Genomic DNA, 19,881 nt, shown 5'->3' on the forward strand with positions numbered 1-19,881 from the left:
ATATCAAATTATTTTGTTTTTATCTGAAAGAGAGAAAAAAATATGGAAGAAATTATCAAAAGATTATACATTGGCGGCTACCAAGGATTTGAAATGGGGATTTTTAGTCAAAAAGATTCACGAGTGAATGTAATTAAACGTGTTTTGAAACGTGAACTTAAGAATTATTTAGAAAATGGATTGGAATGGGTGATTACGGGTGGAACACTAGGCTGTGAAATTTGGGCAGCCCAAGTAGCGTTGGAATTGAAAGAAGATTACCCTGATTTGAAATTGGCCTTAATTTTCCCTTTTGAGGAATTTGGCAGTAAATGGAACGAGAGCAATCAATTGTTATTGTCAGAGCTGAAAACAAAGGCAGATTTCGTGGATTCTGTTAGTCATCATCCGTATCAAAATCCAGCACAATTTCGTAATCATACTGATTTTTTACTAAATCATACGGAGGGGGCTTTATTAATTTATGATCAAGAATTCCCAGGGAAAACCAAATACCTACTAACGTCAATCGAGAAATTTCAAGAGAAAAATCCTTACGAATTACAGATGATCTCGATGGATGAGCTAGAAAATTCATATGATTTCGATGATAGTGTTTGATTTCCTTTGCGGTATCCGCTATGATAGATAAGGAAAGTTATAATTAGACGAAGACGTTAATGAGGTGGAAAAATGGCGAACGTAATTTATACTCCTACTGATATTTTGGAACAAGAGTTTAAAACAAAAATGCGTGGATATGATCCAGTTGAAGTGGATGAATTTTTGGACAATATTATTAAGGATTATGAAACATTCAACAAAGAAGCATTACTATTAAGAGAAGAAAATGATCGGTTGAAAGCTAAAGTAGAACAATTGTCTAAAGCTCAACCATCAACTACTACCCGTGTTAAAGAAGCAGTTCCTAAGAGTTCAGCGGTAACAAACTTTGATATTCTAAAACGCTTATCAAATCTAGAACGTGAAGTATTTGGTAAGAAATTGGACCAACAAGCTTCTGCGACTCAAACAGCAGTAGACGATATCAAACAAAACTACTCACAAGCAACAGACGATAACGAAAAAACGCGTCAGTTTTAATTGAATTTGCAATTTTCGGGTAATCGCGGCTGCTTTTGCAGCTGAGGAAAGTCCATGCTCGCACAAGACTGAGATTGTCTGTAGTGTTCGTGCTTAGCGAAACCATAAGCTAAGGTACTCTTATGGAGTAACGGCAGAAAAAAGGGCTAAGGAGTAATCTATGCCTGAGTATTCTTGAAAGTGCCACAGTGACGAAGCATTTTAGGAAACTAAAATGGTGGAACGCGGTAAACCCCTCGAGCGAGCAACCCAAACAACGGTAGGGGCACTCTTTCTAAGGAAATGAACGATGAAGGAGCCGACATTTGTCGGAGATAGATGATTACCACGTTAGACAGCTTCCCTGAGATGTCTAACGTACAGAACATGGCTTACAGAAAATTGCAGGATTTCAGGGTACCTTCCAACTATGTTGAGAAGGTTTTTTTTCTGATATAGAAAAATTACTGGAGATAGTCCAGATAAGGAGAACAATATGAAAAAATACCAATTAATTGCCACTGCTGCTGCTGGAATCGAAGCACTAGTAGGAAAAGAACTACGAGATCTAGGCATTGACTGCCAAATTGAAAACGGCCGGGCTCGTTTTGAAGGCGATCTGGAAACAATTGCTACAGCTAATTTATGGCTGCGAACTGCCGACCGAGTAAAAATCGTAGTGGGAGAGTTTGATGCTTTCACGTTCGATGAATTATTTGAACAGGTTAAAGCTTTACCTTGGGAAGATTTCTTACCTATGGATGCCCAGTTTCCAGTAGCTGGCCGTTCAATCAAATCAAAATTGTACAGTGTGCCAGATTGTCAGGCTATTACTAAAAAAGCCATTGTTGAAAGATTGCGCGAAGTGTATCACCGTCCTGCTCGTGTACCATTACCTGAAACTGGCGCTTTTTTCCAGTTAGAGGTGGCTTTACTAAAAGATCACGTAGTGTTAACGATTGATACGACTGGTCCTAGCTTGTTCAAACGCGGGTATCGTTTGGAAAAAGGTGGTGCACCATTGAAGGAGAACATGGCGGCTGCATTAATTCTATTAACAAATTGGCGCAAAGACCGTCCGTTTTATGATCCCGTTTGTGGATCTGGCACTTTATGCATTGAAGCAGCGTTAATTGGCCACAATATTGCACCGGGTTTCAACCGTGAGTTTGTGTGTGAAACGTGGGACTGGTTTGATAAAGAAGTATTCAAAAAAGTGCGAGCAGCAGCTGAAGAAAAAGCTGATTATGATATTGTTCTAGATATTACGGGTGCAGACATTAATGGACAAATGATCGATATTGCACAACGCAATGCGGATGAGATCGGCTTAGGGGATTCAATCGTCTTCAAGCAGCAAGCCATTAAGGATTTCAAAACCGATAAGGAATACGGCGTGATCGTAGCTAATCCTCCATACGGCGAGCGTTTAGGTGATGAAGAGAAGGTACAACAGCTTTATCGAGAAATGGGTCAAGTGTTTAAACCGTTAAAAACTTGGAGTAAGTACATTCTTACAAGTGACCTGACTTTTGAAGAACACTATGGCGCTAAAGCGACTAAAAAACGTAAGTTATACAACGGTGCAATCCGTACCGATCTCTTCCAATACTGGGGCCAACGCCCACCAAGAAAAGAGAAGCCTAGTGAATAAAGATTTAACTGCGATCCGCGACTACAGCTATGAGAAATTGATCGCTGATACTACAGGTCACGATTTTTTTCATAGCGAGCGGGTGGCGAAAGTTGCGCAAGCTTTACGGCTAGAAGAAAACGCAGGTGATGAAGCTATTATCTGGGCGGCTAGCTATTTGCATGATGTAATTGATGATAAGGTAGTAGACGACCCAACTATTGAAAGGCAAAAGATTGTGGATTTTCTTGCTTCTTTGGAGTGGACCAATGAAAAGATTCAACAGGTTTTGGCAATTATCGACAATCTTTCCTATTCCAAAGAGCTGGAAAGCGGCAAAGCAAAGCTGACCATCGAAGGCCAAATTGTTCAAGATGCCGATCGAATAGATGCCTTGGGCGCGATTGGGATCATGCGTACTGCTTATTACGGCGGCCACAGCCAAAGCCCTTTGCATGTTCCTGATTTAACGCCTAAACAATTTAAAACTAAAGCTGAATATCGAGAAACAAGTACCGTAGTGAACCACTTTTATGAAAAGCTTTTTCTATTGGAAAAAACGATGAATACAACCGCTGGCAAGCAGGAAGCTTATCGCCGTACCGTATTCATGAAGGGGTTTTTGACTGAATTTTATGCAGAATGGAACGGAAAGTTGTTGACTTCTGAGTTAAATGAGCCGAAAATGAAAGAATAAGGTGAAGGAAGACCAATCGTTATCCTTATGTATGTCTTTTTCGTATAATTGGTTCAGTAAGGAAAGGGGATCAAAGATGTTAAATCGTCAAATGATACAGCCTGAGAAAATGGCAACCCTTCTTTCGGAACTTAATGAAGGCTTATTTGCAATTCGTGGGAGTATGGACTTAAAAACTTACCAGGTACTGCTATACAAATATGAGGAAGACTTTCTACTTTTAAAAAATCCTTATCTGCTCCATCTTCTAATGGATGATGTTCAAGGTTATTCTTGGAGCAAAGAGGTTCTGTTAAACAGTATAGAAGAAACGTTGGAAAGTAATCAATATTATCCGGCTTCGAGAGAATGGGTAAATTTAGATTTAAAGACGCTAAAGGCGACTGATAACGTTGAAATTGAATGGTTTCAGATTGAAGAATAACAGGAAATCCTGTTATTCTTTTTTTCTGAATTGACGAAACAATAAGAAAAAGTTGATAACTGTTAATAACAATCCTAGAAACAAAGGGAGCAGCAACAATTGCGGTGCATAACCGAAAGACTCTTTAAAGTCTTTTAAAGAGTTGACTAAAAGCACAGTTTGACTATAGCGGTAAACTTGATAACTGAAAGTCGTTAAGAAAACTGATATAAGTGCTAAAACAAAGCGGCGATAATCAGAGTACTTAGCTTTTTTCAATAATACGAAGATGATATAAAGAATGAGTAACCCAATTGGAACACCAAAGGCAAATGAGGCAAGTAACATAATAAAAAACTCCTTAATAGTTAAAATTGATTATTGTTGGTTCTATTATACTATATTATTCGGAAAAGTGGCTTTGTTAGAATAAGTGTTAACTATTTCTCGGATTTTAGCCAATAGATCTAGGGGATAATTCTTCATGAAGGGTTGACCAGTAATTCATGTAAATTGTGAAAGTAGCAGTTTTTCGGTAAAGTGGTATCAGGAGGTTTTGGCATGTCGAGTTATATTTTCCCCATCCAAATAGCGGTTGCCATTTTTCCTTTACTGGCAGTAGTAATTACCGCACCATTTTTGATCTATTATTATCGTAAATACGGAATATTAGGCAAACTTCGCAGCCTAATATTGTATTCTTTTGTCTTCTATCTATTGTGTGCTTATTTCTTAGTGATTTTGCCGTTGCCAAGCATTCAAGAGGTGGCTTCTATGACAGGGCCAAAGTATAATCTGCAGCTATTCCAATCTTGGCAAAATTTCGCCAATCAAACAGTCTTAAGATTAGATGATCCTGCTACGTATTTTCCTGCGATGCGCCAAGGGGTATTTTTAGAACCTGTATTTAATCTTTTACTCTTGTTTCCGTTAGGGGCTTACTGCCGTTATTATTTCCGCTTTTCATGGAAAAAGACCGTTTTAGTCAGCTTGGGCGTATCCCTGTTTTTTGAATTAACTCAGTTAAGCGGGCTGTATTTTATCTATCCGCGACCTTATCGACTGTTCGATGTAAATGATTTGCTGCACAATACATTAGGCGGAGCGTTAGGATATATTTGCGCACCGCTCTTTACCTTCTTTTTGCCGACTCGTCATGAATTGGATGAAGAATCCTTAGAGAAAGGTCAGAAGGTCACTTTGTTGCGCAGAGTAGTAGCAGCGGTCATCGATTGGCTGGTGATTGGATTTACGACTAGTTTGATTCAGCTGATCTTAAGTTTATCACCGATGACATGGTCTTTAAGTAATTCAACAACCCTTAGCAATCATTTAGGCTGGTTTGTTCTTCAGGTGGTCGCTTACTTTATGATTCTTATGTATTTGTGGCAGGGTCAAACGATTGGAAAAAAGCTTGTCCGAATTAAAGTGGAGGAAAGAGGGCATTTAAGAGTACGTTTTATTTCTTTAGTGAAGCGTTACAGCTTTTTTTATCTTCTCATGTATCTCGTAACCCAGATTTTTCAGTTTAGCATTACTCACTTAACCACTACGAATCATGTATTGTTTATTGCTTATTGTATTTTAGCTTTGATAAGTTTTGGAATTTTGCTTTTATTTGTCTTCAACTTATTGTATGCTTCTCATAAGAAGAAGTCCTCGTCTATTTCATGAAAAGGCGAGCCACACGTATACAAGAAGTACGCTAGAAAAGAAAGAGGTAGAACATGGCAACATTTAAAAATTTCCAATTCCAGCCATTTATTATGGAAGCCATCCAAGATAAAGGCTTTATGGAACCAACACCAGTGCAAGAAAAATTAATTCCCCTAATCAAAAAAGGAAAAAACATTGTCGGACAATCTCAAACTGGATCGGGTAAGACCCACACTTTCTTGCTACCGCTAATGGACAAATTAGCTAGTGATCAAGATGAAGTACAAATTGTTATCACCGCACCAAGCCGTGAATTAGCAACTCAAATTTATCAAGCAGCCATTCAAATTGCGAAATTCTCACCAACCGAAATTCGGGTAACCAATTTTGTTGGTGGAACTGACAAGCAACGTCAATTAGACAAATTGAAAGGTCAACAACCCCATGTCGTTATCGGAACACCAGGACGAATTTTGGATATGATGAATGAACAGGCATTGAAAATTCATACAGCTAGATGTTTTGTCGTAGATGAAGCAGATATGACCTTAGATATGGGCTTTTTAAACGAAGTTGACCAAATTGCCGGTCGTCTGCCAAAACACGTTCAAATGCTCGTATTCTCAGCAACGATTCCTGAAAAACTACGTCCGTTCTTGCTGAAATACATGGAAAACCCAATTATTGAAGAAATCAAGGCCCAAGCAGTCATATCGGATACCATTGATAACTGGTTGATTTCAACAAAAGGCAAAGACCGTAACCAATTAATCTATCAACTCTTGACCTTAGGGCATCCTTATTTAGCCATTGTTTTTGCTAATACGAAGCAGCATGTTGATGAAATTCATGATTTTCTGAAATCGCAAGGCTTAAAAGTAGCCAAAATTCATGGTGACATTACTCCTAGGGAACGTAAGCGTGTGATGCGTCAAGTACAAAATTTGGATTATCAATTTGTGGTAGCAACTGATTTAGCAGCCCGCGGAATTGATATCGAAGGGGTCTCTCATGTAATCAATGCGGAGGTTCCTCATGAATTGGACTTCTTTATTCACCGTGTTGGACGAACAGGCCGAAATGGTCTATCAGGTATTGCCATCACTTTGTATAACCCTAGTGATGAAGATGCGATTAATCAAATTGAAAAATTAGGCATTACCTTTAAGCCAAAAGAAATAAAAAATGGCGAAATTGTTGATACTTATGACCGTAACCGCCGTCAAAAGCGTGAGAAAAACAAAGATGAGTTAGATCCTACTTTAATTGGTTTAGTGAAAAAGAAAAAGAAAAAAATTAAACCAGGTTATAAACGAAAAATTGATCGAGCGATTTCTGAGTCCAATCAACAAAAACGTCGTCAAAATCGACGCCAAGCAGAACGCTCTATTCGAAAAAATAAAAAGAAATCCAATAAATAATAGTAGGGAGCAATGGGCAAAAGTCCATTGCTTTTTTTGTTGAGAAAATTCTTAACAGAAATCGTCTATGTTAGATACCGAAGTGGCCGATTTTTCTATAATGCTTCCAGATATGGATAACAAAAAAACGATTACAGTCGAGATTGTTCGGGAATTTGCAAATAATTCCCTGAATTTACTCCCACTTTCTTGAGATAATGGTATAATTCAAACAAACATGTTTATGGGGGAGGAACTGCGTGAATGAATCTCGTTGATCAACTAGACTGGTCTTACTGGAAAAGATTAAGCGATAAAGAAAAGAGAACCTTGTTTAGTCAGGTATTAATGTATTTTGTTAATCCTTTAGTACGGATTACTGACATTGAGCTTAAGGAGTTTGAGCTTTATGGGATAAAGTGTCAGACGTTTGAACTGCTTCTGGATGATGAGGAATTCGTGTTTATTCCCGGAAATAAAGATGCGATTCTTGGCTGGAATTTAGGAACGAAAGGGTTGTCTTTGCTTGAAACTGCACCCAATTCTCCACGAGTAGATATTCCAGAAAACCTGCAAAACAGCTATGATCTGCTGGATGTACATTCATTGGCAGACTACATAAATGATAATACTAGTAGTTTACGAAAAGTGAAGATTCCTCCGATGTTTGTCCAACGTTATGCTTTACCTGCTGGAACAAGCTTTTTGGGAGTGTACAATGCAATTACGGGTAGTTTTACTGGTCAAGCGGATCAGTTTTCGGCCTTTGAAGCGGATATTCATGAAATTCTCTGTCCGAATCTGTCACCATCTGAGAGTATTCGTTGGAGTTTTCCTAAAAGTGTCTTGAAGGAAAATCACTGGTATATCGAGATGATGCCTAAAAGTGACTGCTACTATATTTACACTCACGAAAGTCACACGTATACTTCATTGCGAAAGAAGGTTCGTAAAAAAAATTTCGATCTTTTAACCGAGGATCAGTGGGAGTATGCAAATGGTGCGGGCAGTCGGCGGTTATTTCGCTGGGGAAATGATTTGAATATTTATGATCCGTATCGAGGCAAAAAAATTCGGAATCTGATGACCGGTCGAAATATGTTTGGATTGTTTTTTGACACTTCGATGGACCGTTTTGAACTTACGGAAGATCCGGGCGTTCTGAAATTGACGACTCAACATCTGCATACGGGATTGCCGATTGTAGATAAGCTAGCTTTATCCACTTACTACACACCAGATCGTACCTTACTACATGAGGAAATATTAAAACCTAGTGAATATCTTTATCGTAAAGCGATTATTGTGAAGATCTAGATTGACTTTTTGTCTGCTTTTTTTTATACTTACTGACAGGATAAGGTTTGTTAACGAACATCCACAGAAAGTGCGGCAAAGCTGAGAGCCGTGCGATGAGCCTAACAAATTGCTCCCTGTATAATTTTTGGTCGAAAGATCAACGCTACTCGGCGTTAACGAGCTGAAGAGGTAATGATCTATCATTGCAATCAAGGTGGTACCGCGAGTTTTCGTCCTTGAATGCAGTGGTAGTTTTTTTATTTTTTAGAAAAGAGGAGAAAAGATGAAACAATTAACCAGTGCACAAGTCCGTCAAATGTATTTGGACTTTTTCAAATCTAAAGGGCATATGGTAGAGCCTAGTGCGTCTTTAGTCCCTGTCAATGATCCATCATTGCTATGGATTAACTCAGGTGTAGCAACAATGAAGAAATATTTTGATGGTTCTGTTGTACCAGAAAATCCCCGGATTACCAATGCACAAAAATCTATCCGGACTAATGACATTGAGAACGTAGGGAAGACTGCGCGCCATCATACAATGTTCGAAATGCTGGGGAACTTTTCAATTGGCGATTACTTCAAAAAAGAAGCGATCGAATGGGCATGGGAATTTTTAACTTCTCCCGAATGGATTGATTTTGATCCTGATAAGTTGTATGTGACTGTTTACCCAGAAGACAAAGAAGCAAAACGTATCTGGTTGGAAGAAATTGGCTTGCCAGAAGACCATGTGGTAGAAGTTGCTGACAACTTCTGGGATTTAGGAGTTGGACCAAGTGGACCAGACTCAGAAATCTTCTACGATCGTGGTGAATCCTTTAACGATCTGCCAGAGGACGATCCAGAGAACTACCCTGGTGGTGAAAATGAGCGCTACTTAGAGATTTGGAACTTAGTATTCTCGGAATTTAACCATAAACCTGACAACACTTATGAACCATTACCTAATCAAAACATTGATACCGGCATGGGCTTGGAGCGGATGGTTTCGATCATCCAAGATGCGCCAACCAACTTTGAAACAGATTTGTTCCTGCCAATCATTGGTAAAACCGAAGAATTAAGTGGGAAGAAATATGGATCTGATAAACAATTAGATGTATCCTTTAAAGTTATCGCTGACCACATTCGTTCTTTAGCTTTTGCTATCGGTGATGGCGCATTGCCATCTAATGAAGGCCGCGGATACGTATTACGTCGTCTATTACGTCGTGCAGTTATGCATGGCAAAAAATTAGGCATCAACGAAGCTTTCTTGTATAAATTAGTCCCAATCGTCGGTGAAGTGATGGTCAGCTACTACCCAGAAGTGCTGGAACAATCCGATTTCATCCAAAAGGTAGTCCGGAATGAAGAAGAACGATTCCATGAAACCATTAATGAAGGTTTGTCTATGTTGAACGGTGTATTAGCTGAGTTGAAAGCAAAAGGCGAAACTACATTAGATGGTAAAGTCATCTTTAAATTGTATGACACATTCGGTTTCCCAGTGGAGCTGACAGAAGAAGTTGCTGAAGATGAAGGTCTGAAAGTGGATCACGAAGGTTTTGAAGTAGAAATGCAAGCACAAAAAGAACGGGCTCGGGCTGCTCGTTCAACTGAAACTTCTATGGGCGTTCAAACAGCGCTATTAGGTGATATCAAAGTCAAAAGTGAATTTGTTGGCTATGATCGCTTAGAAACAGAAAGCCCATTAGAAATTATGATCCAAGAGGATGCTGTAGTTGACACGGCTAATGAAGGTTCTGCACAGTTAATCTTTGCTCAAACTCCTTTTTATGCTGAAATGGGTGGACAAGTTGCCGATCACGGAATCGTTGCCGATAAAGAAGGCCATGTGGTCGCTAAAGTCGTTGACGTGAAAAAAGCACCAAACGGCCAACCGTTACACACGGTGGAAATCCAACAACCATTAAAAGCAGGCGAAAGCTACTTCTTGCAAGTAAATACAGCGATGCGCAACAAGATCTTGAAAAACCATACAGCAACTCACTTATTGCACAAAGCGTTGAAAGAAGTGCTAGGCGATCATGCGAATCAAGCTGGCTCATTAGTTGCACCAAAACACTTGCGCTTTGACTTTACTCACTTCGGTCAAGTAACTGCTGATGAACTGAAAGAAATGGAAAAGATCGTCAACCAACGCATTTGGGAAGCAATTCCTGTAGTAACGATTGAAACCGATATTGACACCGCCAAAGAAATGGGCGCAATGGCTCTATTTGGTGAGAAATATGGTCATGACGTTCGCGTCGTAAATATTGGCGACTGGTCCATCGAACTTTGTGGGGGGACTCACGTAAGCAACACTGAAGACATCGGTCTGTTCAAGATCGTTTCTGAATCAGGAATCGGCGCAGGCGTACGCCGGATTGAAGCCTTGACCGGTCAAGAAGCGTATGAAGCTTTCCGTGGAGAAGAGGATTTGTTGACGCAAGTTGCTCAAACAGTGAAATCACCACAATTAAAGGACGTTGTCAGCAAAACCGAACAGCTGCAACAACAATTACGTGAGTTACAAAAAGAAAATGAACAATTAAGCACTAAACTAGCGAACCAGCAAGCTGGTGATGTTTTCAAAGATGTGAAAGAAATCAACGGAACAACTATTATTACAGCTCAAGTCAATGTAAAAGACATGAATCAATTACGTCAATTGGCTGATCAATGGAAACAAAAGAACTACTCGGATGTCTTAGTACTAGGCACAGGACAAGGTGAAAAAGCTAACTTGTTAGCAGCAATGAGTCCTGCAGCCGTAGAAAAAGGTCTGAAAGCCGGCGATCTAATCAAAGCGATCGCGCCGAAAGTCGGTGGCGGTGGCGGTGGACGCCCTGATATGGCCCAAGCAGGTGGGAAGAACCCTGCCGGCCTACCAGAAGCCTTGAAAGCTGCTCAAGAGTGGTTAGCGTAAACGCCAGTATAACAAGAAAAGCCCAGCGCTTTTCTTGTTATTTTTTTATTTTATCGGTATAATCCAAAGAAGAACAATGGGATTTTGTACACAATTGCAAAATTTCCAGGAATGAGGATTTATTTATGAAGTTGATTGAAGAAATTATTTTGTTGATTATTTTTATCAATACCGTCGTGGCAGCCATCACAGTTTTTCGTAAGCCGAGAAGTATTACTTCTACGCTTGCTTGGCTGTTAACGCTCACTTTTCTACCGATCATTGGTTTTATTATGTATGCTTTTTGTGGAAGAGGAATTGATGGAGAGACGGTTTATCGCTTCGAACAAGAAGATCATAGACGTATCAAGGAAATCGCTGAAATTATCGCTGAAGACAATCAAAATGTCCGCCACAATGAGCCTAGTAATTTATATCCAGCAGCAGAGGCCTTATCTCATTATTTTGATCGACGGGATGAGTCACCGATTGCTGTCCGGAATGAGATTGAGTTTTTTTTAGACGGCACAGATAAATTTGAACGACTCTTTGAGGACTTGCGTAACGCCAAATATAACATCCATGTGGAATATTATGCTTTTTTCAATGATAAGATTGGCAATCGTTTTTTACGAATCCTTGAAGAAAAAGCCGAGCAAGGGGTAGAAGTACGGATGATTTACGATCCGTGGGGTTCACCGAAGGCCAATAAGCAGTTCTTTGCTGCGTTGAGAGAAAAGGGTGGTAAAGTAACGCCGTTTATTACCTCGAAAAATATTATCGCCAAAACTCGTTTAAATTATCACCTGCATCGTAAGTTGGTCATTATTGACGGCCAGATCGGCTGGACTGGCGGTTTTAACGTTGGCGACCAATACTTGGGCGAATCTGAACGCTTTGGTAATTGGCGAGATACTCACGGACGAGTAGTTGGTACAGCGACTTTCACAATGCAAGAAATCTTTTTGCGTGATTGGAATGCTTCAATCGTTCATAAAGAAAATCGGATGGCTTATTTGCCAGAGTATTTTGTTCTACCAGAAAAAGAGATCAAAAAAGGGGTGCCCATGCAAATTGTTGCAGATGGCCCCGAGTCAGAAGAGCTAATTATTCGCGACGGCTTTGTACGGATGATCTTAGCCGCCGAAAAAAGCGTTTGGATACAATCACCTTACTTAGTACCTGATGAGACGATGCTGTCAGCGATTCTGATTGCAGTGCGCTCAGGTATTGATGTACGAATCATGATCCCAATTATGCCAGATCATCCTTTTATTTACCGAGCAACCCAATATTATGCGAATTATCTGCACCAGCGTGGAGTCAAAATTTATCACTATAACAATGGCTTCCTGCATTCTAAAACAGTGGTGGTGGATGATGAGCTTGCTAGCTTCGGTTCCACCAACCAAGACATTCGCAGCTATGAGCTGAACTTTGAGGTCAGTGCCTTTATTTATGATCCAGCCATCGCTAAGCAGTTTCGGGCGATTTTTGAAGAGGACATGAAGGACTCTATCTTGTTGACAGATCAGATGATTGCCAAGCAGTCAGTTTGGTTAACTTTCAAACAAAAATTTTCTCGTCTACTTTCGCCAGTCTTATAACTTCAGACTCTTTTGCAGTCCTTGGCGTGCCAAATGATCAGCGCCCTTATTTTTAGCTTCAGGTACCCATTGCAGGATCAATAATGTGAATTTTTCGCTAATTTCGTTAAACTCCATTAAATATGGCGAAAATCGGTTGTTTTTTGTCTGACCTTGGTCTAGTATTTTTATTGCAGTCTTACTATCTGAATACAATAGTACATTTTGATTTTCTAGCTGATGTTCCAGCAAATATCGCAGTGCATAAATGATAACGGCAAGTTCAGCTGAATGATTGTCTTCCTCATCTAAAGGAAACGACAGTTGCTTTTGCTGGTTATCAGCAATGATCAAAATACCGCCTCCGCTTTTTTTCTGTTGAGCATTTGTTGCGGCGTCTGTATATACTTTTATCATAAAATCATCCTTTATTAAGTTAGGAGTACGTACATGAAGAGCAAGCGCTATTTTTGGCAGCCAGAGCTGTCACTTGCCATTATTTATTGGTCGATTACGTTCATTATCTTGTTTTATGGATTAATTGTCACTTTGGAAAATACCCGTCCTTTTTTAAAGGGCAATTTGATTATCGGACTCTTTTTCGTTTTTGCGGCTATCGGGTTGCATCGCTATTTGACGATCAATGAAAAAGGAATCACCATTCATTATTCCTTGATTTGGCGCAAGCAATTTTTACCTAGTTCCCATATCGATGTGATCCTTGACCGAAAAGACGGGATCATCATTAAACAAAAAGGGTTAGGGGATTATCAGCTTTCCATGTCAAAAAAACAACGGCAGCGCTTCTTGGAGGCAACAGCTGCTCAATTTCCTGAAATAAAGATAAAAGAAGAAAACGTAAAGATTAGCCATGACTAATCTTTACGTTTATTTTTTTAAAATTCATCTAAATTCTTTTTCACATGTGCTGCTTGTGCACCTCTAGCGCCTTCAACAATAGTAAATTCTACTACTTCATCTGGTTTTAAGGTCTTAAAACCATCCTCTTCAATAGCTGTAAAATGGACAAATATTTCCTGGTCCTCATCATAAGTGATAAATCCATACCCTTTTACTTCATCAAACCACTTAACAGTACCCGTTTTCATTACAGCCACACTCCTTTACAGTAGTGACTTCATTATAATCCAAAGACTTATAAAAAGCGAATAAACCAACATTTTTCTGCTCGTTTTTTCTAAAGCCGAACACTTTCATTTTCTGACAAAATTAACTGCTGTTAATTAGTGTTTTTCTCAAAAAAATTCGTTATAATGTGAATGAACGAATAAAATAGCACCTAAAATGATAATCGTTCGGGAAAGGAATATTTATGAAAACAGATATCGAAATTTCTCAAGCAACCGAATTAGCACCGATTACGCAAATTGCAGAAAAACTAAACCTTACAGCGGAGGATCTTGAATTATACGGCAAATACAAAGCTAAAATTGATTTTTCCGCTTTAAATCGTATTCATCAACAACCAGAAGGAAAATTAATCTTAGTGACCTCGATCAATCCTACTCCGGCGGGTGAAGGCAAGTCTACCGTAACGATTGGCTTAGGAGATGCGCTGAATAAAATCGGTAAAAACACAGTCATTGCCTTGCGGGAGCCATCATTAGGTCCGGTAATGGGAATCAAAGGGGGCGCAACTGGCGGTGGCTATGCCCAAGTATTACCAATGGAAGATATCAATCTTCACTTCACTGGTGACATGCACGCGATTACTACTGCTAACAATGCTTTGTCAGCCCTGTTAGATAATCATATCCATCAAGGAAATGAATTAGGTATCGATGCGCGTAGAATTATTTGGAAACGGGTAGTGGACTTAAATGACCGTGAGTTGCGCAATATCGTTGCTGGACTAGGCGGACCAATCAATGGTGTCCCTCGTGAAGACGGGTTTGATATTACTGTTGCCAGTGAAATTATGGCCGTTTTATGTTTGTCTACGGACATTACTGACTTAAAACGCCGCTTGGCTAACATTGTGGTAGCTTATACGTTCAGTCGTGAACCAATTACTGTAGGTGATTTAAGAGTCGAAGGCGCACTAGCTTTAATTTTAAAAGAAGCAATCAAGCCAAACTTAGTTCAAACTATTTATCAAACACCTGCGTTTGTTCATGGTGGACCGTTTGCTAATATTGCTCATGGTTGTAACAGTATTCTTGCGACTAAAACAGCGTTGCATTGTGGGGAGTACACGGTCACTGAAGCCGGTTTTGGTGCAGATCTTGGTGGCGAAAAATTCTTAGACATCAAAGTGCCAAGTCTAGGTAAAGCACCGGATCTAGTAGTAATTGTCGCAACTATCCGCGCCTTAAAAATGCACGGTGGTATCGCAAAATCAGACTTAAGTGCAGAGAATACTCAAGCATTAAAAGCAGGTTTCAGTAACTTGGCTAAGCACATTGCTAATATGAAGAAATATGGCTTGCCAGTCGTAGTAGCGATTAATGAATTCATTAGCGATACTGATAAAGAAATCACTTTATTAAAAGAACTATGTGAAGCAGAAGATGTGAAGGTTGAATTGGCTAGTGTGTGGGGCAAAGGACCTGACGGAGGAATCGATCTAGCCAATACCGTGGTTGAGACGATTGAAACAAGTGATGCACGCTTCACTTCGATTTTTACTCCAGAACATGATGATCTGCAAGAAAAAGTGGAGACCATTGTCAAAGAAATTTATGGCGGTTCTAGCGTTTCATACAGCAAGAAAGCCAAGCAGCAACTAGCAACCTTTAAAAAGTACGGATGGGATCGCTTGCCAGTGTGTATGGCGAAGACACAGTATTCACTATCTGATGATGCTGCGAAGCTAGGAGCACCAACTGACTTTACTGTGACGATCCGTGAATTTGTCCCGAAAATTGGTGCAGGTTTCATCGTTGCTTTAACGGGTGATGTTATGACGATGCCAGGATTACCAAAAAAACCAGCCGCTTTGAACATGGACGTCGACAAGGACGGAAATGCAATTGGCTTATTCTAAATAGTCAAAATTATTGTGAAGAGATCGAAGGCTTACACAGCTTTGGTCTTTTTTTGCCAGTTCCACTTTTCGCAGTATATTTATTATAAAGAGAATAGGATCGTCATACACGAATAAATAGTTCAAGCTGTCTAGTGGAATGGTAGGCGTGCGAAAATAAAATTGCTTTTTTATGGTCTTGGAAAAAGCAATTCCCCTAAAGGAGATAGCTGCCAGTTCCACTTTTCGCAGTATATTTAGATAGAAGAGAATATGATCGTTATACACTAACAAATAGTTCAAGCTGTCTAGTGGAATGGTAAGCGAACGAAAATAAAATTGCTTTTTCATGGTCTTGGAAAAAGCAATTCCCCTAAAGGAGATAGCTGCCAGTTCCACTTTTCGCAGTATATTTAGATAGAAGAGAATATGATCGTTATACACTAACAAATAGTTCAAGCTGTCTAGTGGAATGGTAAGCGAACGAAAATAAAATTGCTTTTTCATGGTCTTGGAAAAAGCAATTCCCCTAAAGGAGATAGCTGCCAGTTCCACTTTTCGCAGTATATTTAGATAGAAGAGAATATGATCGTCATACACTAACAAATAGTTCAAGCTGTCTAGTGGAATGGTAAGCGAACGAAAATAAAATTGCTTTTTCATGGTCTTGGAAAAAGCAATTCCCCTAAAGGAGATAGCTGCCAGTTCCACTTTTCGCAGTATATTTAGATAGAAGAGAATATGATCGTCATACACTAACAAATAGTTCAAGCTGTCTAGTGGAATGGTAAGCGAACGAAAATAAAATTGCTTTTTCATGGTCTTGGAAAAAGCAATTCTCCCAAATGAGATAGCTGCCAGTTCCACTTTTCGCAGTATATTTATTATAAAGAAAATATGATCGTCATACACTAATAAATAGTTCAAGCTGTCTAGTGGAATGGTAGGCGTGCGAAAATAAAATTGCTTTTTCATGGTCTTGGAAAAAGCAATTCCCCTAAAGGAGATAGCTGCCAGTTCCACTTTTCGCAGTATATTTAGATAGAAGAGAATATGATCGTTATACACTAACAAATAGTTCAAGCTGTCTAGTGGAATGGTAAGCGAACGAAAATAAAATTGCTTTTTCATGGTCTTGGAAAAAGCAATTCCCCTAAAGGAGATAGCTGCCAGTTCCACTTTTCGCAGTATATTTAGATAGAAGAGAATATGATCGTCATACACTAACAAATAGTTCAAGCTGTCTAGTGGAATGGTAAGCGAACGAAAATAAAATTGCTTTTTCATGGTCTTGGAAAAAGCAATTCCCCTAAAGGAGATAGCTGCCAGTTCCACTTTTCGCAGTATATTTAGATAGAAGAGAATATGATCGTCATACACTAACAAATAGTTCAAGCTGTCTAGTGGAATGGTAAGCGAACGAAAATAAAATTGCTTTTTCATGGTCTTGGAAAAAGCAATTCTCCCAAATGAGATAGCTGCCAGTTCCACTTTTCGCAGTATATTTATTATAAAGAAAATATGATCGTCATACACTAATAAATAGTTCAAGCTGTCTAGTGGAATGGTAGGCGTGCGAAAATAAAATTGCTTTTTCATGGTCTTGGAAAAAGCAATTCTCCCAAATGAGATAGCTGTAAAGTCTAAAGCGCAACCATCTAACGGTTGAGCGAGCTCGATTCTGTTTCTCTTGTTGTCAAAACAAAAAAAGCTAATCGGTGGGTGGCCGACTAGCAAGGAGTTAAAAATGAAAAAGTGTTAGGGTTGTTTTGTTGGTACTATTATAATAGCGTGAAAATATGAATTATTTGTGAACATCCTGTATAGAAAATTTGAAAAATGAGCGTATTAGTTAAAATAACTAGATGAAAAAGAGAACGCTTGAGAAAGATAGTCTTCTTTCTGTTAGTTCCAATCTTTTTGTAATAGGTTGAAAAAATGAAAAGGGAAGCGACATATTCAACTAGCTGAATAAAAAAGTATAAATTATCGTCACTGTTTTGTATAATTAAAATAAGAATAAAAAAAGAGGTGATTTTGATGAGCAAAATTGCAAATCTAATTACGTTTCTTCTCATGGGCGCTGTACATGGATTTATGTTAGGTCTTTATGTCCCTTTTTTTATTGATATTGATTTTAGTACTGGCGAAGGCACTTTTAATGAATCATTATGGTTATTAATTATTATCTTCTCAGTGTGCGGCGGTCTTTTCTGGGGGATCACAAAATCAAATAGCTTAGGGGATTCTTGGGGGAGGAATAGAACAGCGCTTCAAAAAATTTGGCTTGGACTAGTTACGCCTGTTTTATCATTCCTTTTTACAATTATTGCTGCAATGGTTGTTTCAATTGCAATCTTCCTGTTCTCTCTTTTTGGATTTGATCATTTGGACTGGCTGCAAACATTAGTAATTATCGGCTCAATGATTGCAGCGTGCAGATTCAACACAAAGAATGCCATCGAAGAAGGAATGAAAATTAAAACTTCCTATTCTCACTATGGCGGTGGTGGCGGATATTCTTCGTATAACTATACGCCACCTACAAAAAATTATACGAATGACCTATCAAAGAGAGCACATGGAAATTCTAGTTCCTTCAGACATGGAACGGACTTATTTGGCAATGATTCTTCTTGGGGCAACGATGGAACCAAGTATACCCACGGCGAAGATTTGTTTGGGAACAAAACAACCTATGGCAGTGATGGTTCTCGAATAAGGCATGGCCAAGATTTATTTGGCAACGATGTAAGTTGGAGCAACGATGGAACCAAGTATACCCATAGCAAAGATTTATTCGGAAATAAGGTCACATATGGTAGCGACGGTTCGAAGTATCTGCATGACAAAGATATATTCGGCAATGATAGAACTACTAAACAATAAGGCATGAAAGTGAAGTAAATTTAGAAAGAGCCGGACCTCAAGCAGCTTTAGAATCAGGAAATTATTTTGTAAGTTAGCAAAAAGTTTCAATATTTTAGGAAATCTATTCTTAGCAATACTTGTTAATCAGAAATTAGATTGTAGATGGATATTTGTGTTGCAGCTAGTCACATAACATAGGAAAGAAGGGGTTTTATGGGTAAAAAGTTTTGGGTATTGTTAGGTATGCTTTGTCTTGCATTGAGTGGGTGTGCACCGAAAGAACAAGCGTCGACTGCAAGTACTTCTGAAACACGCCAGATTGAATCAACAACAAATGCATCAGCAGAATCAGCGGACACAACGGCAGAAACAATAACAGAAACATCGGTAACACAGTCTGCCACAAAAGAATCTAGTACCACAACGAGCGAAAACAACGAAGACGGACTATCATTAACGGCTGAATTTTTGAATGAAATACTCTTTCCAAATGGGAAAAGTTCTTTTTGGAGTACTGCTGATGATGATCTCGTCATTGTTTTTGGACATGCGCCTAATCAGATGAGTTTCTCACATTTCGATGCGCCAGATTCTTTTGCAGTAATTGATCTGCCATCCCAACTAGCTATTAGTGATGATGGCAAAAGCTTTACTGTGCCGATTGGTGAGAACATTGCAGAAGGCTCTTCCCGTGATCAGCTAACAATACGAGTAGGCAAAGGTCTTTATTCATACTATTTAGAACTGGTTCCTTTGAGCTATTCTTATCCGAATGACGATGCTGTACCAACTCGTTTCTATTTTAATAGTTGGACATCGACTCAAGAGGCAGTTGATGTACTGAATAAAACCATGGACAATCCAAACAACGCTGAATATTTTAGTGGGTCGTTCAATGTCAATTGGCGTGAAAATTATAATGAACATTCTACCATCGTGATTTACGGCGTAAACGAGCAAGGTGGGTCCGGTGGTGGTGGTTCTAGTAAACTACAAAAATCAGCTGAGACATATACAATCACACGTATGGGTGGTGGAGACATACCAGTGGATCGCTATATCGTAGACAGAGGCAGTCTCGATGTATTAGAGCATACTGACTTAATGAATTAAACATAGAAAACAAGTAATGTGACAAACGAAAGCCGTAGACGTGAAACATGTCTGTGGCTTTTTACGCTTTGCTGATTCCAGAACGATAGTCAGTTTGTGACAATCGTTGGTCTTTCATAATTAGTTACTAGTTCATCGGAACCTATTGGCTACATTTTTAACGAAATGGTCGAATAAACAAAAGGTAAACTGGTTAAAATGGTGACGACGAATTAACGAGCGAAATGTATTTGATTTAATAAGGAATATGAAATTGTCAATGGTCGAATAGATCACCTG

The 19,881-nt window shown here is 39.1% G+C and carries 17 protein-coding genes, 1 other RNA gene and 1 pseudogene; 15 read left to right on the forward strand and 4 right to left on the reverse strand.

Annotated elements, in window-relative coordinates; all coding sequences use genetic code 11:
- The first annotated feature begins 42 nt into the window (after nucleotides 1-42).
- The 6 genes from IGI42_RS01260 (at nucleotide 43) to IGI42_RS01285 (ending at nucleotide 3,816) form a co-directional block, all read left to right on the forward strand.
- Nucleotides 43-600, forward strand: coding sequence for a DUF1273 domain-containing protein (locus IGI42_RS01260; RefSeq protein WP_438713775.1), 558 nt, complete (start codon nucleotides 43-45; stop codon nucleotides 598-600).
- 72 nt (nucleotides 601-672) lie between these two features.
- Nucleotides 673-1,083, forward strand: coding sequence for a cell division regulator GpsB (gene gpsB / locus IGI42_RS01265; protein WP_438713776.1), 411 nt, complete (start codon nucleotides 673-675; stop codon nucleotides 1,081-1,083).
- An 11-nt stretch (nucleotides 1,084-1,094) separates the two neighbouring features.
- Nucleotides 1,095-1,462, forward strand: an RNA gene (gene rnpB / locus IGI42_RS01270) — RNase P RNA component class B.
- 96 nt (nucleotides 1,463-1,558) lie between these two features.
- A complete protein-coding gene (locus tag IGI42_RS01275) occupies nucleotides 1,559-2,716 on the forward strand; it encodes a THUMP domain-containing class I SAM-dependent RNA methyltransferase (protein WP_438713777.1) in 1,158 nt (385 codons plus the stop codon).
- The gene (locus IGI42_RS01280; protein ID WP_438713778.1) at nucleotides 2,709-3,392 is read left to right on the forward strand and encodes an HD domain-containing protein; all 684 of its coding nucleotides are present in this window, start codon (nucleotides 2,709-2,711) and stop codon (nucleotides 3,390-3,392) included. The genes IGI42_RS01275 and IGI42_RS01280 overlap by 8 nt, the downstream gene beginning before the upstream one ends.
- A 76-nt stretch (nucleotides 3,393-3,468) precedes the next feature.
- Entirely contained in the window at nucleotides 3,469-3,816 is a 348-nt protein-coding gene (locus IGI42_RS01285) for a hypothetical protein (RefSeq protein ID WP_438713779.1), read from the forward strand.
- 12 nt (nucleotides 3,817-3,828) lie between these two features.
- Here IGI42_RS01285 and IGI42_RS01290 read toward each other — a convergent pair whose 3' ends face one another.
- Entirely contained in the window at nucleotides 3,829-4,143 is a 315-nt protein-coding gene (locus tag IGI42_RS01290) for a hypothetical protein (RefSeq protein WP_438713780.1), read from the reverse strand.
- Nucleotides 4,144-4,356: 213 nt separating this feature from the next.
- Between IGI42_RS01290 and IGI42_RS01295 the strand changes: the two are divergent.
- The 5 genes and pseudogenes from IGI42_RS01295 (at nucleotide 4,357) to cls (ending at nucleotide 12,653) form a co-directional block, all read left to right on the forward strand.
- Nucleotides 4,357-5,536 (forward strand): annotated as a pseudogene (locus IGI42_RS01295) (VanZ family protein).
- Complete coding sequence (locus IGI42_RS01300) at nucleotides 5,523-6,872, forward strand: DEAD/DEAH box helicase (RefSeq protein WP_438713782.1); 1,350 nt, start codon at nucleotides 5,523-5,525, stop codon at nucleotides 6,870-6,872. The pseudogene IGI42_RS01295 and the gene IGI42_RS01300 overlap by 14 nt, the downstream one beginning before the upstream one ends.
- A gap of 243 nt (nucleotides 6,873-7,115) precedes the next feature.
- Nucleotides 7,116-8,168, forward strand: a complete 1,053-nt coding sequence (locus tag IGI42_RS01305) for a DUF7278 family profilin-like fold-containing protein (protein ID WP_438713783.1) — start codon at nucleotides 7,116-7,118, stop codon at nucleotides 8,166-8,168.
- A 265-nt stretch (nucleotides 8,169-8,433) separates the two neighbouring features.
- A complete protein-coding gene (gene alaS, locus IGI42_RS01310; protein WP_438713784.1) occupies nucleotides 8,434-11,067 on the forward strand; it encodes an alanine--tRNA ligase in 2,634 nt (877 codons plus the stop codon).
- Between the two features lie 125 nt (nucleotides 11,068-11,192).
- Nucleotides 11,193-12,653 (forward strand): cardiolipin synthase, encoded by a 1,461-nt coding sequence (gene cls / locus IGI42_RS01315; protein ID WP_438713785.1) that lies wholly within the window; start codon nucleotides 11,193-11,195, stop codon nucleotides 12,651-12,653.
- Here the strand turns inward: cls and IGI42_RS01320 are convergent.
- A complete protein-coding gene (locus tag IGI42_RS01320; protein ID WP_438713787.1) occupies nucleotides 12,648-13,049 on the reverse strand; it encodes a ribonuclease HI family protein in 402 nt (133 codons plus the stop codon). The two genes, cls and IGI42_RS01320, sit on opposite strands and share 6 nt — an antisense overlap.
- Nucleotides 13,050-13,082: 33 nt before the next feature.
- Between IGI42_RS01320 and IGI42_RS01325 the strand changes: the two genes are divergently transcribed.
- Complete coding sequence (locus IGI42_RS01325; RefSeq protein WP_438713788.1) at nucleotides 13,083-13,511, forward strand: EbsA family protein; 429 nt, start codon at nucleotides 13,083-13,085, stop codon at nucleotides 13,509-13,511.
- Between the two features lie 17 nt (nucleotides 13,512-13,528).
- On the opposite strand, the gene IGI42_RS01330 is transcribed toward IGI42_RS01325, so the two are convergent.
- Nucleotides 13,529-13,741: a cold-shock protein gene (locus tag IGI42_RS01330; protein WP_438713789.1), complete on the reverse strand. Its 213-nt coding sequence runs from the start codon at nucleotides 13,739-13,741 to the stop codon at nucleotides 13,529-13,531.
- A gap of 224 nt (nucleotides 13,742-13,965) precedes the next feature.
- Here IGI42_RS01330 and IGI42_RS01335 point away from each other — a divergent pair, with 224 nt between their 5' ends.
- Nucleotides 13,966-15,639 (forward strand): formate--tetrahydrofolate ligase, encoded by a 1,674-nt coding sequence (locus IGI42_RS01335; RefSeq protein WP_438713791.1) that lies wholly within the window; start codon nucleotides 13,966-13,968, stop codon nucleotides 15,637-15,639.
- Here IGI42_RS01335 and IGI42_RS01340 read toward each other — a convergent pair.
- Nucleotides 15,631-17,217: a hypothetical protein gene (locus tag IGI42_RS01340; protein ID WP_438713793.1), complete on the reverse strand. Its 1,587-nt coding sequence runs from the start codon at nucleotides 17,215-17,217 to the stop codon at nucleotides 15,631-15,633. The genes IGI42_RS01335 and IGI42_RS01340 overlap by 9 nt on opposite strands.
- Nucleotides 17,218-17,658: 441 nt before the next feature.
- On the opposite strand from IGI42_RS01340, the gene IGI42_RS01345 reads away from it, so the two are divergent.
- The gene (locus tag IGI42_RS01345; RefSeq protein WP_438713794.1) at nucleotides 17,659-18,507 is read left to right on the forward strand and encodes a hypothetical protein; all 849 of its coding nucleotides are present in this window, start codon (nucleotides 17,659-17,661) and stop codon (nucleotides 18,505-18,507) included.
- A 195-nt stretch (nucleotides 18,508-18,702) separates the two neighbouring features.
- Nucleotides 18,703-19,602, forward strand: coding sequence for a hypothetical protein (locus tag IGI42_RS01350; protein ID WP_438713795.1), 900 nt, complete (start codon nucleotides 18,703-18,705; stop codon nucleotides 19,600-19,602).
- Nucleotides 19,603-19,881: the final 279 nt, after the last annotated feature.

The sequence above is a fragment of the Enterococcus sp. AZ109 genome (genome assembly GCF_051714625.1).
Taxonomy (GTDB): domain Bacteria; phylum Bacillota; class Bacilli; order Lactobacillales; family Enterococcaceae; genus Enterococcus_A.

Excerpts from the sequence above, each read along its gene's own strand:
- IGI42_RS01260 (WP_438713775.1), top strand. The coding sequence starts at position 43 with ATGGAAGAAATTATCAAAAGATTATACATTGGCGGCTACCAAGGATTT.
- gpsB (WP_438713776.1), top strand. The coding sequence starts at position 673 with ATGGCGAACGTAATTTATACTCCTACTGATATTTTGGAACAAGAGTTT.
- IGI42_RS01275 (WP_438713777.1), top strand. The coding sequence starts at position 1,559 with ATGAAAAAATACCAATTAATTGCCACTGCTGCTGCTGGAATCGAAGCA.
- IGI42_RS01285 (WP_438713779.1), top strand. The coding sequence starts at position 3,469 with ATGTTAAATCGTCAAATGATACAGCCTGAGAAAATGGCAACCCTTCTT.
- IGI42_RS01290 (WP_438713780.1), bottom strand. The coding sequence starts at position 4,143 with ATGTTACTTGCCTCATTTGCCTTTGGTGTTCCAATTGGGTTACTCATT.
- IGI42_RS01300 (WP_438713782.1), top strand. The coding sequence starts at position 5,523 with ATGGCAACATTTAAAAATTTCCAATTCCAGCCATTTATTATGGAAGCC.
- IGI42_RS01305 (WP_438713783.1), top strand. The coding sequence starts at position 7,116 with ATGAATCTCGTTGATCAACTAGACTGGTCTTACTGGAAAAGATTAAGC.
- alaS (WP_438713784.1), top strand. The coding sequence starts at position 8,434 with ATGAAACAATTAACCAGTGCACAAGTCCGTCAAATGTATTTGGACTTT.
- cls (WP_438713785.1), top strand. The coding sequence starts at position 11,193 with ATGAAGTTGATTGAAGAAATTATTTTGTTGATTATTTTTATCAATACC.
- IGI42_RS01320 (WP_438713787.1), bottom strand. The coding sequence starts at position 13,049 with ATGATAAAAGTATATACAGACGCCGCAACAAATGCTCAACAGAAAAAA.
- IGI42_RS01325 (WP_438713788.1), top strand. The coding sequence starts at position 13,083 with ATGAAGAGCAAGCGCTATTTTTGGCAGCCAGAGCTGTCACTTGCCATT.
- IGI42_RS01330 (WP_438713789.1), bottom strand. The coding sequence starts at position 13,741 with ATGAAAACGGGTACTGTTAAGTGGTTTGATGAAGTAAAAGGGTATGGA.
- IGI42_RS01335 (WP_438713791.1), top strand. The coding sequence starts at position 13,966 with ATGAAAACAGATATCGAAATTTCTCAAGCAACCGAATTAGCACCGATT.
- IGI42_RS01340 (WP_438713793.1), bottom strand. The coding sequence starts at position 17,217 with ATGAAAAAGCAATTTTATTTTCGCACGCCTACCATTCCACTAGACAGC.
- IGI42_RS01345 (WP_438713794.1), top strand. The coding sequence starts at position 17,659 with ATGAGCAAAATTGCAAATCTAATTACGTTTCTTCTCATGGGCGCTGTA.
- IGI42_RS01350 (WP_438713795.1), top strand. The coding sequence starts at position 18,703 with ATGGGTAAAAAGTTTTGGGTATTGTTAGGTATGCTTTGTCTTGCATTG.